This is a genomic window from Calothrix sp. CCY 0018 (genome assembly GCF_963920925.1).
In the GTDB taxonomy this organism is placed as follows: domain Bacteria; phylum Cyanobacteriota; class Cyanobacteriia; order Cyanobacteriales; family Nostocaceae; genus Rivularia.
The window spans coordinates 88,768-102,640 of the sequence record NZ_CAWUDI010000024.1 but is presented as its reverse complement, the minus strand read 5'-3'; the positions used below and the strand labels follow the sequence as shown (position 1 = coordinate 102,640).

The 13,873-nt window shown below is 39.7% G+C and carries 13 protein-coding genes; 10 read left to right on the top strand and 3 right to left on the bottom strand.

Translation table 11 applies throughout. The annotated features are described in order from the left end of the window. The first annotated feature begins 4 nt into the window (after window positions 1–4). From pstA to ACM03V_RS18265, 7 genes are all read left to right on the top strand, one after another. A complete protein-coding gene (pstA, locus tag ACM03V_RS18295; RefSeq protein ID WP_414622231.1) occupies window positions 5–853 on the top strand; it encodes a phosphate ABC transporter permease PstA in 849 nt (282 codons plus the stop codon). Continuing rightward, on the top strand, window positions 850–1,650 hold the full coding sequence (locus tag ACM03V_RS18290; RefSeq protein ID WP_414622230.1) for a phosphate ABC transporter ATP-binding protein: 801 nt from the start codon (window positions 850–852) through the stop codon (window positions 1,648–1,650). Before pstA ends, ACM03V_RS18290 begins: the two co-directional genes overlap by 4 nt. Window positions 1,651–2,103: 453 nt before the next feature. Beyond that, window positions 2,104–2,847, top strand: coding sequence for a ribonuclease PH (gene rph / locus ACM03V_RS18285; protein ID WP_414622229.1), 744 nt, complete (start codon window positions 2,104–2,106; stop codon window positions 2,845–2,847). A 187-nt stretch (window positions 2,848–3,034) separates the two neighbouring features. Then, complete coding sequence (pgl, locus tag ACM03V_RS18280) at window positions 3,035–3,757, top strand: 6-phosphogluconolactonase (protein ID WP_414622228.1); 723 nt, start codon at window positions 3,035–3,037, stop codon at window positions 3,755–3,757. 331 nt (window positions 3,758–4,088) lie between these two features. Further along, complete coding sequence (locus ACM03V_RS18275) at window positions 4,089–5,051, top strand: FHA domain-containing protein (RefSeq protein ID WP_414622251.1); 963 nt, start codon at window positions 4,089–4,091, stop codon at window positions 5,049–5,051. Between the two features lie 327 nt (window positions 5,052–5,378). Then, window positions 5,379–5,861, top strand: a complete 483-nt coding sequence (locus ACM03V_RS18270) for a hypothetical protein (protein WP_414622227.1) — start codon at window positions 5,379–5,381, stop codon at window positions 5,859–5,861. 208 nt (window positions 5,862–6,069) lie between these two features. Continuing rightward, window positions 6,070–6,525, top strand: coding sequence for a hypothetical protein (locus tag ACM03V_RS18265; protein ID WP_414622226.1), 456 nt, complete (start codon window positions 6,070–6,072; stop codon window positions 6,523–6,525). Between the two features lie 141 nt (window positions 6,526–6,666). On the opposite strand, the gene ACM03V_RS18260 is transcribed toward ACM03V_RS18265, so the two are convergent. Continuing rightward, entirely contained in the window at window positions 6,667–7,287 is a 621-nt protein-coding gene (locus ACM03V_RS18260; RefSeq protein ID WP_414622225.1) for a hypothetical protein, read from the bottom strand. Window positions 7,288–7,504: 217 nt separating this feature from the next. Between ACM03V_RS18260 and ACM03V_RS18255 the strand changes: the two genes are divergently transcribed. Together ACM03V_RS18255 and ACM03V_RS18250 are read left to right on the top strand one after the other, a co-directional pair. Further along, entirely contained in the window at window positions 7,505–7,756 is a 252-nt protein-coding gene (locus ACM03V_RS18255) for a DUF6364 family protein (protein WP_414622224.1), read from the top strand. Further along, window positions 7,746–8,135, top strand: a complete 390-nt coding sequence (locus ACM03V_RS18250) for a type II toxin-antitoxin system VapC family toxin (protein WP_414622223.1) — start codon at window positions 7,746–7,748, stop codon at window positions 8,133–8,135. The genes ACM03V_RS18255 and ACM03V_RS18250 overlap by 11 nt, the downstream gene beginning before the upstream one ends. A gap of 186 nt (window positions 8,136–8,321) precedes the next feature. Here ACM03V_RS18250 and ACM03V_RS18245 read toward each other — a convergent pair whose 3' ends face one another. Next, window positions 8,322–10,523 carry a recombinase family protein gene (locus ACM03V_RS18245; protein ID WP_414622222.1) on the bottom strand — a complete coding sequence of 734 codons (2,202 nt, stop codon included), beginning with the start codon at window positions 10,521–10,523 and terminating at the stop codon, window positions 8,322–8,324. Window positions 10,524–10,620: 97 nt separating this feature from the next. Between ACM03V_RS18245 and ACM03V_RS18240 the strand changes: the two genes are divergently transcribed. Further along, window positions 10,621–12,003: a proton extrusion protein PcxA gene (locus ACM03V_RS18240; RefSeq protein ID WP_414622221.1), complete on the top strand. Its 1,383-nt coding sequence runs from the start codon at window positions 10,621–10,623 to the stop codon at window positions 12,001–12,003. Between the two features lie 57 nt (window positions 12,004–12,060). On the opposite strand, the gene ACM03V_RS18235 is transcribed toward ACM03V_RS18240, so the two are convergent. Beyond that, a complete protein-coding gene (locus ACM03V_RS18235; RefSeq protein ID WP_414622220.1) occupies window positions 12,061–13,623 on the bottom strand; it encodes an NAD(P)-binding protein in 1,563 nt (520 codons plus the stop codon). Window positions 13,624–13,873: the final 250 nt, after the last annotated feature.

The following is a 13,873-nucleotide window of genomic DNA, read 5'->3' as shown; positions in this document are numbered from 1 at the left end:
AATTATGGGTAAATCAAAAATTCAGTTGCTACTACCTAGCCTGATTTTTTGGGCGATCGCTTTATTTGTGACTGCCGTTTTCTGCTGGATTTTAAGCGATATCGTCTGGCACGGTGTAGGGCAAATATCTTGGGAGTTCTTGACAGCTGCACCTCGAAATGCAGGACGTGAAGGCGGAATTGCGCCGATTCTGGTTTCTACTTGTCTGATATTGGGGGTTTGTATGGCGGTTTCTCTCCCCCTTGGTGTTGGTACTGCTATACTATTATCCGAGTTTACAAACGCTGAAAGTTTGTTCGGGCGCTTGGTGCGTCGCAGTTTGGATGTATTGGCAGGAGTACCTTCTATTGTCTTTGGTTTGTTTGGCAACGCCTTTTTCTCGATTAAGCTGGGATTGGGCTTTTCGATTTTGTCGGGTGGTTTGACTTTGGCTTGTATGGTTTTACCTATACTAATTCGCTCCACAGAAGCCGGGTTTCGGGCTGTTCCGGCTGATTATCGATTGGGGGCTGCCGCTTTGGGATTATCACGCACTACTACCATTAGGAAACTGCTATTACCAGCAGCAACACCAGGGTTAATTGTGGGTTTGGTGCTGGGAATTGGACGAGCGATCGCCGAGACAGCAGCATTAATTTTTACCAGTGGTTATGTAGATCGAATGCCAGAATCATTACTAGATTCCGGGCGATCGCTATCGATTCACATTTTCGATTTATCAATGAATGTGGCTGGGGGGGATAATAATGCCTACGCTTCTGCTTTGGTGCTATTAATTTTATTGATATTGGTGAATGGTATGGCAACTTGGACAACCCAGTTTTGGTTAGCTCGGAGAATTACCCGTTCGTGAATAAATTTCAACGCCGACATTCTTGTTCATCTTTACCTGCAATGCAAACTGAGCAACTGAGTTTGTATTACGGTAAAAAAGCTGCTTTTACAGATATCACCATGCCAATTGAGGCAGGTAAAATTACCGCATTAGTAGGTCCTTCTGGCTGTGGCAAAAGCAGTTTTTTAAGTTGTCTGAATCGCTTAACTGATTTGATACCCCAAACCAAAGTTTCGGGAAGCATTCGCTTAGATTCTGTGGAAATTTTATCGGAGCAAATAGATGCGATCGCACTACGTCGGCGTGTTGGTACAATCTTTCAAAAGCCCAATCCTTTCCCATTTTCAATTTGGAAGAATCTAGCATTTCCGCTACAGGAACATGGAATCAAAAATCGCGAACAACTGGCATTACTGATTGAAAGCACGCTTCAAGATGTCGGATTATGGAACGAAGTCAAAGATCGACTTCATACTTCTGCTTTATCTTTATCTGGCGGACAAAAGCAGCGTTTATGTATTGCCCGTGCTTTGGTTTTGCAACCAGAAGTTTTACTTTTAGATGAACCCTGTAGTGCCCTCGATCCCATTTCTAGTGGCGTAGTTGAAGATTTAATTGCCAGTCTGCGAGGACGTTACACAGTGGTAATTGTCACCCACAACCTCGCTCAAGCTAAACGAATTGGCGATTACGCTGCCCTGTTTTGGGTACAAGCAGAAGTGGGACAATTAATTGAATATGGTAATGTTGAGCAGATTTTTACCGCACCGCAGCACTCTTTAACTGCTGCTTACGTAAATGGTATTCGCGGATAATAACATCATTAAGATGGTGCGTTACGGTATCTTCTATTTACAGTTATATAGCGGTTTTCAGTTGGATAGAATACATTTTTACCTCACCCCTTTCCCCTCTCCTTGTTAAGGAGAGGAAAGCAATACGGCGGGGTGACGTTCGCCAAGTGTATTGCACTCAAATGAAAAGCGCTATAATTGCCATCTAAATATAATTGATTGCGAAAAATTATGCTGTTCAATCCAGCGAATATGCCCTACTGGATATTTTTGGGCATGGGAATCTTACTTATTTCTATTTGTGATTATTTCTGGTGGAGACGATGACATAGATTAGGTTAAAGGTCAAAGGTCAAAGGTCAAAGGTTAAAATTGTTCTTGTCTCCTTGTCCCCTTGTCCCCCTATCTCCCCATCTCCCCATCTCCCCATTCCCCATTCCCTGGTAACATTATGGGAAAATTGAGGCAATCGCAATGGTGTGGCAGCGTCCGGATGGTAGAAAGGCTAATGAACTGCGTCCAGTTATTTTTGTAAAAGATTTTACCCGCTATGCTGCTGGTTCGGTTCTGGCAAAGTGCGGTGAAACTCAAGTACTTTGTACCGTTAGCGTCAATGAAGGTGTTCCAAGATTTCTGATGGATAGCGGTAAAGGGTGGTTAACTGCCGAGTATCGAATGTTACCCGGAGCAACCCAACAGCGACACCAAAGAGAAACCTTTAAATTATCTGGAAGAACCCAAGAAATTCAGCGTTTGATCGGACGCAGTTTACGAGCAGCTTTAGATTTTGAAGCCTTGGGTGAACGTACATTAACGGTAGATGCAGACGTACTGCAAGCCGACGCTGGAACTCGTACCACAGCAATTACTGGTGGATTTGTGGCATTAGCGATCGCCATTTCTAAATTGATCCAAGAAGGTGTTTTAGAGCGATCGCCATTAATTGGACAAATCGCTGCCGTTTCCGTAGGCTTATTGGAAGGAGAAGCATTTTTAGATTTAAACTATCCCGAAGACGTAGCTGCTGAGGTAGACTTCAATGTGGTAATGAATCAACACAGCGGAATTATCGAAGTTCAAGGAACAGCAGAAGAAGGTAGCTTCAGCCGCACTCAATTAAATAACTTATTAGATTGCGCCGAAAAAGGAATTAAGCAACTACAAGCCGCACAGCGAGAAGCCATTCCGGAATGGGGAGAGATATTTGTAGGAAAGTAGGGGGATGGGGGGACAAGGAGACGGGGAGATGGGGAGATGGGGAGATGTTTGAACACAACTAACTACTAACCACTAACCACTAACCACTAACAACTAACAGTTCTTAAAAGTTTCACAAGTAAGAAGCAAAATTTTGATATCAACGGTATTGTTATCCCAGAAGTGAGCAAGGTTGTGAAGGAAGCTGATGAATAAAAAAGTTGAAGTATTAGCGGATAAGAAGGCGTTGGTAGAGCGGGCGCTTTCTCTAATTTTGTCGAAAGTAGAACCATGCATTCAACAACGCGGACGTTTCACTATTGCGTTGTCTGGTGGTAGCACTCCCAAACCTTTGTATGAAGCGTTGGGTAAACAACAACTGCCTTGGGATAAAATTCATGTGCTGTGGGGTGACGAGCGTTATGTTGCAGCAGATCATGCTGATAGCAATCAGCTGATGGCGCGTACTGCATGGTTGGATAAAGTTGATATTCCAGCAGAAAATATCCACGCAATGCCTACTGATGCACCTAACCCCTCCGAAGCAGTCGCTTTGTACGAACAAGATTTACAGAAATTGTTTGATGCTAAGAAAGGCGAATTTCCGGCAATTGACGTTATTTTGTTGGGAATGGGCGATGATGCTCATACCGCGTCTTTGTTTCCTAACACAGAGGCATTGAAAGTTACCGATAAGCTAGTTACAGTAGGCAACAAAGATAGTTCGGTGCGTCTAACCTTCACTTATCCATTTATTAACGCTGCTGAATGCGTGATATTTTTGGTTGCAGGTGAAAATAAAAGGCCAGCCCTAGCTCAAGTTTTCGCACCAGAAGCTTCCGTTACTACTTACCCTTCTCGTTTGATTCAACCCCAAAAAGAACTTTGGTGGCTTTTAGATGAAGCCGCTGGTGCGGAAATCAAAGTTTAACTGCGAAATTGTAAGTAATTGTTAAAATCAAAAGCGACTGAAAAATTTTAGATTTTAGATTTTAACAACGGATGCTTTTGTTTTGCAGAAAGTTGGGGGTGTAGATGTTCTTCCCCCAAACTAAGCATCGACAGATTTTGGATTGAATTACGAATGGTTTCGAGCCACTAGGTGATAAATCTAAAATCGTTAATCTAAAATCTTTAAGCCCCAATCCTGCAATTGATGAGGACAATCCAAAATCCAAAATCCAAAATCCAAAATTAATTGACAGATGCTCGTCTGCTTGCCAGCACTCTTTTACGATGAACTTGAAAAAAGGTTTAATTCCATGATTGTTTGCCCTAACTGCAATCATCCCAACCCAGATGGCGCTGTCCAATGCGAAGCTTGCTATACACCCCTCCCGGCAACTACTAGCTGTCCGGGCTGCGGGGCAACCGTACAGGCTGATGCGTCTTTTTGCGGACAGTGTGGCTATAATTTACGCACGACCAATTCCGGGGTAGAGCCAACCGTTGCTCCAGATACTCCAGTAGAAGTAACGCATACTGGCGATCCAGCAACTGCTAACCTAAACCCCGTAGAAGCTTCGTCTTTACCACCAACAGCAGTAGCAATGCCCCAAGGATTAGGAACTCCTTCCACCGAAGGTAGCCCTCCACCAACGGTACCCTCCGAACCTGTAAGTGGAGAACAAGAAATCGCAACTCCACAAAGAGCAGTTACACCACCTCCCGTAAACGTTGCCGAACCTGCACCTGCTTCAGAAGAAGAGGAAGAAGCTTCTTTCTTTGAAGCATTACCAGATTTAACAATAGAGCCGGAAACTGCAACAGAACCGGAAACTGCAACAGCACCCGAACCCGAACCCGTTCCCGTTCCCGAACCCGCTCCCGTTCCCGTTCCCGCACCTGCACCGGCACCGGCAGCAAACCCTTCTCCTTCAAGAACTCAATTACAGCAGGTAAGCGCTCGCTTGGTTCACATTAAAAGTGATACGCAAATCGAATTGCCGCAAAACCTTTCTGTAATTCATATCGGTAAAGCAAACGATCGCGTTCCCCCCGACATTGATATTTCTGGATTTGAAAACTCGGAAGTTGTGTCGCGGATTCATTCCGATATTCGAGTTGAAGGTGATGCTTATTACATAGAAGATGTCGGCAGTTCTAACGGCACCTACGTCAATGGAATGTCCTTGCTGCCAGGGAATCGTCACCGCTTGCGACCTGGAGACAGAATAAGTATGGGTAAAGGGGATTTGGTAAGTTTCTTGTTCCAAATTTCTTGAATTACTATGTAATTTAACGCTGTTTATAATTTGAATTATTTCTCAACCTGCAAATGTGGAATTAGAGAAACCGTTCAATAATTAGTAAAGATTAACTTTAACCCCTCTCTGGTTTTCGAGAGGGGTTTTGCATATTTAAAATATTTTACCCTACTCCCCAATTCCTACTTTCTTCCGTACAAGTATTTAATGCCGCATAACAAGTCAGTTTACAGCTATTAATATTGCCGAAAACATCATTACAATTGACACTTTAAACACTTGATTTGATTAAGTAATTTAACCGACTATAAGCATATTCTTTTCACAGTATCTTTACTACACAGAATGAATAAATCAATTACCGCTTTTACTCTAATAACACTGACAACTCTTGCTTCAATGCTTCCCACTGTCGCCTTGGCTGGAAGCTATGAGGGAAAGTGTTTTAACAAGGTTCAAGGGGATATGGATAAATGTCATGTAACTATTGAGAGTGGCAAGATTAACATAACCATGAAAAAGGCTAGCAACCAAACAGCTAATCAAGTAATTTCAGCAAGCGCGATTGAAAAAGTTGAACGAAGCAAATCCGCTAAGCGTCTTGGTAATACAGCAATCTGGACTACACTTGTATTTGGTCCTTTAGGTTTATTACCATTAGCCTTTAAAAAGAAGAAAATGACCTATGTAGTTCAATTTAAGAATAAAAATGACGGTAAATCAGAAGGAGCAGTTTTTACTATTAACCGTAGTAAAACACCTTTAGCTGACATAGATTTAAAAAACCTTGGTGCGGAGGTTGTTAATTTGGATGCTGTAGGGGAATAAGAAGGCATGCTGGAAGAGAGGGGGGAGGGGGAAGAGTGGGAAGAGAAGGTAGAAAAAAGGAATTTTTATAGGTAATTTTAGAGCGGGTTGGAAGTCACCACAGCAACAGGGTAAAGCATCATCTACAAACATCACCTACTATTTTCGGTAGATGGAATTTTTAGGATAATGTTGTATCCTTATCCCTGTTTGTAACCAGGTGAATGCGATGAAATTTCTACTTAGTGGTGTAATTGTTACTTTAGGGCTGTTACCAATGACTGTACAAGCACAACAGCCATCCTTAAATACTCAAGTTGCAGCAATGGTAGAAGCATTGCGAATGGCTGCACCAAAAACAGGAAAAGTAAATGATGGATATTACAGCGAATGGCAAGTTAAACCAGAAACTTTGAAAAGCTGGTCAAAATTTTGTTTGAAAAAAGAAGTTTCACCAGCAGAGTTTGAAAATAATCCTCAAATAGCACGTCAAGTTGTTAATTGTGTCGTACAACGAGAGTTAAAAGGGCAATTAGAAGCGACAAATAATAATGAAACACAAGCCGTGAGTCGTACAGCCTGTTGGTGGATGACTGGTAAATACGAAGGCTGTAATAGTGGTTTTACTGCTGATTATGTGAAAAAAGTTTTAGGTTATTATCAGAAACCGAAAATCAGTACCTAGATTTTAGTTAGTAGTAAGCGATTTATCGCTCTGAAAAAGTTAGTGGTAAGTAGGGGAGGTAAATTGCAGTGTAAATTTTCCTCCCCAATATTGCCGTTGTATTATCTTAAAGATAAAAAGCAGCGAATTTGTAGATTATAATCATGATTGTAATATCAATTTATTATCTATTGCTCGAATTGACTTTAAATTTTTGATAATAGGACTTGGTTCTTTTCCGATCTTTTTCCTTATTGATTGTAATGAATTTCTACTATCGGTCGTTTGTGAACCAATAATAAAATGAATCAGACCTGATGAAAAACCTTTTTTAACAAGCTGATATTCAGAATTGTCAATATTTTTGCTGAATACGGTAATGAATCTACGATATTCAATTAGTTTACCGTTTTCTATTGCAAATTTCACTGCTCGTCTATTAATTAGAGATTTATTAGATGTAAAAAATAAAAAAGGCGATATTTCGGAAATAAGAACTTCATTATTTTTAATATCAAAGCAATCTAACGACTCAAAAGCTTTATGTTTTATAGGTCTTCTTAAATATTCTAGATAAACTTCTGCATAAAGTACGTTGATATCATCCGCTGATAAAACTAATTCGACGCTTCTATCAAAACGAACGGCTGTATTAAAAGCTATTACACGTCCTCTAACTTCTGGATATTTTTTTACACTAATTTCTTTTAGCTCCGGTGGCAATCCCAATTCTAAATCTACTTTATTGCCAATAAATATTAAAGCAATTAAATTATCAAACATCCATCGTAATATCGTAAAATTAAGGTTAAGGCGTTGCATATTTATGACATTATTTATTAAATCAACAAAATTTTATTAGCTCTTAATCGGTTAGACTTTGTTCTCGCGTAAGCTTAACGTAATTTCATATCTCTAAATATATTACAAAGAGCAGATATTTGTAGCACTTACGTAATCTCAAACGATAAAATGAAATAAGTTAAAACTATGCACCGTTATGACCACTAAAATTACATTAGATATTGATGAATCTTTGCTTCAGAAAGCAGAACGTTGGGCACAGCAACAACAACTCTCCCTTTCAGATGTGATTTCCGGTTTTCTACGTCAGTTACCAGAAGCGAATGCAATATCCCAAGAGGAACATCCTTTAGCTAAGTTTGCTGGAATTTTAAGCGATTCTGAAGCTGGAGAATTACACCAGGCGATCGCCACAGAGTTTGAGCAGGTAGATACAAATGAATGGTAATGTCGCTTTAGATACTTCTGTTGCAGTACGTTTCTTAAATGGTGATAAAACTGTTGTAGCTAACGTATTAGCATTGCCAAAAGTAATTTTACCAACTGTTGTTATGGGTGAATTATTGTTTGGAGCAGAAAATTCAAATCGTTCTTTGAAAAATCTGCCACGTTATTTGGAGTTTATTGAAATATGCGAGACTGTATCGTTAGGTAGAGAAACGGCAGCAGTGTATGCTCGAACTAGATTATCATTGAAGCGAAAAGGGCGACCAATACCCATGAACGATGTTTGGATTGCAGCCCAATGTTTAGAACATAGTTGGCTTTTGGTAACGGATGATTCGGACTTTAGCTATGTTGATGGGCTGATGTTAGAAAAATGGTAGTCAGTAGTTGATAGGAGAACTTAAAATAAATTGTATTTAAAAATCATGTGACTCGAAGCGAGTAAATATTTCAGTCAATTGATAATCTTCGTAAACTTAATAATGCGTGACGCTACAAAAATATTGCTTTAACTTGATAATTACTATTCACGTCACACCCCCTACAATTTGATAATTGATAATTGTTCATTGTTCATTGTCTGCTCCGACACAAGCATTCACCAAAGGCAGCAGCGAACCAAGCTGCTCTTGCCCGTTTACTGCTAATTCGCTGTGACACAAGTAAATCTTATCGGAAACGCGAGCTAATAAATCCGCGATAATCCTTTCTAATCGCTCGTCTTCTGCTAATTTCTCATCTTCAGCATCCCAAGGTTGAGCAAATCTATCTTGTAGAAAGAACATCGAACCAAATAAGGTTGCTGCACCTCCTTTATTCCACAGTGGGGAACCTGCATCTAACCAAAAATGCCAGCGATGAAAACGACGCAAGGAACGGTATTGAAATATTGTCGCTAATGTTACCGCGTTCGCTAAGTTACCGATGGGACGTATGGGATAAGGGCTGGCGGTGACGGTTCCCTGTCGTAGTAACGTGATAAATTCGGTGATGGTTTTTGTTTTACTTTGTTGCTGTGTTACTACTTTACCTTCTCCCTCTACCGCAGACTGCAAGGAATCAAAGTCAATTTGACTAGAATTATACTGACTTAATCTAGTATCAATTTCCCAATAATGCTGAGCGGTTTCTAGTAATTGCCGCAAAATGGCGAGTTGTTCGTAGCTAGAATCGCTCACATCAGACATGAAATATTCAATTGCGTCATATAAAAAGAAAACTGGGTTGGGAATTTGACGCTTTTCGTATTTTAAACGCTGTCTTTCCAGCCACTCTAATATCTTTCTATAAGCGGTTGTGGCTCCGTAACCCAATCTATCCCACCTATCGTATAAATCGACATCTAGCAAATTAGGATTTTCTGGATGGGGTTGAAAACAATAATCTGCAATTAATCCAGCGCGTACCGGATCGATACAATAGTTATTATCGGATTTGTTGCTTAATACTACCAACATTTCTGCGATCGCATCTCTATCTACCAAACGCCCCAAACCCGGATAAATAATGGTTATCAAAGTTAGTAAAGCACGAACAAGCGGGGAACCAATTAAAGGGCGTTTGTCTTGCAGCGAATCAACCGGAATCCCGGCTTTACTCAAAATTCCTATCAACGAATAACGCGCGATCGCATCTAAACCAGGGGCAATTATGGCTATTTCTCTGGGCTGCACTATCCCGGATTTGACTGTTTGAATTATGGTTTCTGCGGTTTCTTGCAATAATGAAGCACGGGAAGTGGTTTGAATTGACTGCACCGCAGAAGGTAAACTCAAAAGCGTCATTGGCTCCCTTACCAGTTGCGTCATCGAGTTTGAAAGCATATCTGACAATGATAAAATCGGCGTTTGAGTCAAAGTTTCCGTCTGACAATTTTCTGCTAACCCTTCCATGTAATCTGGATCTGCTCCCAATCCCAAACGCACTATACCGTCAGGGTTATAGCTGAAAGCTCCCACACCACCATCAAGAATTAACTCAAATAATTGACGCATCAGCGCCGGATAATCCTGTACGTCATCCGCTAAAACTGCTTGATAGCGTTTTTTGAGTCGCTTAACGTAATTATTATCCGATAATAAATATTGACCGTAAAGTTCCGTTATAATTCCGTAAGTTAAAAAACCCTTATCCAAACACCATTTACGCCAATCCAACAACAAAGAACCAACAAAATCTGGTTCTAAATTAGTAAAATTATCTTGTTGCGATACTACTTTTGTCAAAACTTGAGCAATATCTTCGCATGGTGTTCCACTTAAAGCTGCTAATTGCATTAAATCAAGGATACGGCGTACTAAACGATACTGATTCATCCCGACACTACGCAAAATTTCTTCATCCAATCGAGAATGCCACAGCTTAGTTGCCAATTCCTGTTCGGTTTCTGGACGCAATCTTACCGGAAATTGCGCTTTTATTTTCAAGGATTCTGTCAAAAGGGGCCAAAATAATATCACCTCATCTTGAAAAAAACCTAAAGGAGTTTTCGCTATCACCGGATATTTCCCCCAGGTAGCGGTAACAATTTTATCTGCTAACTCTCGGCGATTATCCCCATTGGCAGCAAACACTAAAACTCCGAGTTCGTTATGTTGCGGATAAAGGCTTTTTGGTATGCGTATCGTATTTTTTTGTGATGGGTTATCGGTATAAAATCTATCTTTAGGATTATTGCGATCGTCTACCCAAATACAAAATTGCTGCACCAAACGTTCCGTTTTACCACTACGGCTAGGACCTACAATCCAAAGAGAATGATTTAGCACAATCTGTCTTCCGATGATTTTGTTAAGATATCTTACAGCGTTAACGCCTCTTTTAAGAACCACTAAAAAGCTAGATAATTAGTTTAAATGAATTAAAATGAAAAACTTTGCCGTTAGCCAAAAAATTTACTCATATTTAGTAACAGTTTACCAGTGGTACTTGCGAACCCAGGAACGCTCTTTGGATGAAGCTTATAATGCAGCATTACAAATTAAGGCAATCGAAGATGAACGTTTTAATGGTAAAAAAATAGATATTAATTCTGTCGCTTATAGCAGCAGTGTAATGGATTATTTTGAGTTAGACCTCAAAAAACTTTTAAGAATTGTCAGAATGAGGTTGACGGAGTTTAAAGCTACTCGTTATTTACTAAGCGAATTAAATAAAAAACGATCTAATAAGTTTGATGTTGAATATCCTAGTTCTGAACTAATTTTAGAAAAGTTAAGATTGATCGATGAAATAGTTGCTAAATATACTACACCATTTTTAGAAGAAATTTCACCTCGAACTGATGTAGTTGAATTTCCCGAACAAATTTCTAATCAAGCTTCCGATCGAACTTCTAATCAATATTCCAAGATTATACCAAGAATCGAATCGGAAATAGTTCAAGCAAAAAGTGAAGATGCAGCAAAAAATAGATCGCCTAACCAGCCAAGAGGTAAGGTAAATACCACAGGAGTATTACCTCGTTCTATTTTCAATACATTCAATCGGTTGCAAGTTGAATTAGATCCAAACGCAGAACAAGATATTGTGGACAAATTCCGCAAGTCTCAAAGAAGAACTATTATTTCGGTTAGATTTTTATTATTACTAATTATAGTACCTATATTAAGTCATCAATTATCAAAAGCACTTTTTGTCGGTCCAATCGTCGAACATTTTAGAGGTAGCGAAGAAACGCAATTATTTATTAATTATGAAATGGAAGAAGAAGCGCTGGAAGAATTACAGAGGTTTGAAGAAAAAATTAAATTTCAAGCTTTAATTAATAGTGTACCTTCGCTTTCTCCACGAGAGACAGAAGAAGAAATAGAACAAGAAGTTAAAGAAAAAGCATCTGAGATTGCAGAAGAATATCGCAGAATGAGCGGAAATGCGATTAAAAATGTTTTTGCAGATATGATTTCCGTAGTTGTATTTATATGTTTTTTGGTATTTAGTAAGCCACAAATTGCCGTTCTGAAAGAATTTTTTGATTATGTCGTATATGGTTTAAGCGATAGCGCCAAGGCATTTATTATTATTCTATTTACCGACATATTTGTTGGTTTCCACTCTCCTCACGGTTGGGAAGTAATTTTAGAAAGTGTATCCCATCATTGGGGTTTACCAGCAAATCACGATTTCATCTTCTTATTTATTGCCACATTCCCAGTTATTCTAGATACTATTTTCAAATACTGGATTTTCCGCTACCTCAACCGCATTTCTCCTTCTGCCGTCGCAACTTATCGTAATATGAATGAATAATTTGATGGGCATGGGGGATTGGGCATTGGTAATTGGTAATTGGTAACTCCTAACTACTTATCGTCTAATGGATGTAGCCTTCGCCAAATAGGTAATATTAAGTTCTCCTTGTGTTACTATTTGATCCCAAAGAGCGGCCCAACCCTTTTCCAATGCAGTCACAACGGGTATTTCTTCAGGGTCGAAATTATCGAGCAGAATCGTTTGGATCACGATAGGTGTGATCCAGGTTAAGCCATAATAAGCGGGGATATTTGTCATCACACCATACCCCTGCACAGAATAGATATACTGCATCATGCCCACAAGGGAAAGTAGTCCGTTTTCATCCAAGAACTCATAAAAGGTTTTATTCCGCAGTTCCTCTGGTGGGTTCAGTGGCATCGGCGTTTGTGAACCCATGATTTTCCAATGAAGAACACTGTACTTGGCGAGTGCCAAAGCAATTTTAGACATTACAACCTCTGGCGCAACATCTGGATCGAGATTTAGTAAGGCTTTAGCCTTCAAAAGGATATACTCTTGTTGTGAAATAATCGCGTTTTCAGGAATATAAGGCTCTTCAAATTCCCCTTTGATGACAATTCCTCTAAAATTCGGTTCACCTTCACCGAAATTAATTCGAGCGTTGTCCACAAAAAATTCCTTGAGATCCTCAATCAGATGATCGTAGGCTGGCGATAAATAACATGTGCCTAACTCACAAACCGTATCCTCTGGTGATTTGGGTGGATAAGGTTCGTTTTTAGTGATGGTATAGGTTTTTCCACTTTTTCCACAGTATCGGTCGGTTGATTCCAAAATTTCTATATTCGTGTATCCCAACCTCTTTAGCCTAGTGGCAAACAAAAGACCGCTAACACCAGCGCCCAGGATTACAATAGGCGCATTTAACTCAATTGGTAAGGGTTTTTCTGCACTGCCCACAAAATTCAGCACTAATTCGGCGTAATCCCAGCAATGCAAGACCGATTCAAAACAAGTGAATCCATGCACATACAAGGTCTTATTTTTACCCTGCAAATTCAGAATCTTCCAAGGTAACTTTTCCTCGAACAAGCCTTCATTAGAGAAGTGATCAAAGTAAGGCGTAGTAAAGGTTTTCAGTACTTCGTATTCGGTAGAGAATGGCCACCAGTTGCTGTCTGTCAATTGCTGTTTAAGTATTTTCTCAAACTCGCTGGGGGACAATGCTGTCTCTGCTTCGCCTTGCAATTGATAGACAGTTACCAAGTTATACGCCATCTCATTCGCAAGCTTAGATCCAAATTGCTTGGCGGATTCATTACGATATGCATAGACACTTCCATCCATTTGCTCCAATACTTTCGGAGCAAAGATACCAGGATATGTTACTGGCTGGGAAGGTGGATTATTGATTTGGACTTTAAGTAGCGAGGTATGGAATGTAAAATTTTTCAACTTGTTAAATATAGCGAGTTCTTCAGTCGTGTAATCACAAATGTTATACAAGTTTCTGGGGTCACAAGCTATGACAAGTAATTCACATTCTTTTTTAATGGGTTGAATATTATCGTTGATTGTGTATTCAAGGAGGACTGGGTTAGAACGTGAGGACGAAGAAGGCGCTACGTCCTTGCTCTTTATTTGCTGATTCATTGCGATTTAAATGCTTTTTATTTGCTGTAGGATTCAAGGCTTAGTCTGAATCTTAACATCGTCAAATCAAATTACACAATCAAGCTAAGACAGGACTAACGCATTGACAGAAACTTGACTATGTGTATTCAAGCCTATCTGTTGTTTAAGCTGTTCCAGAATGAAGTCACAGATACCTTGAGTTTTCATGGAAAAATTTTTTGTTAAACACTCAATAACCTCGTCAAGAGCGACAGCATAAAAAGCGTTT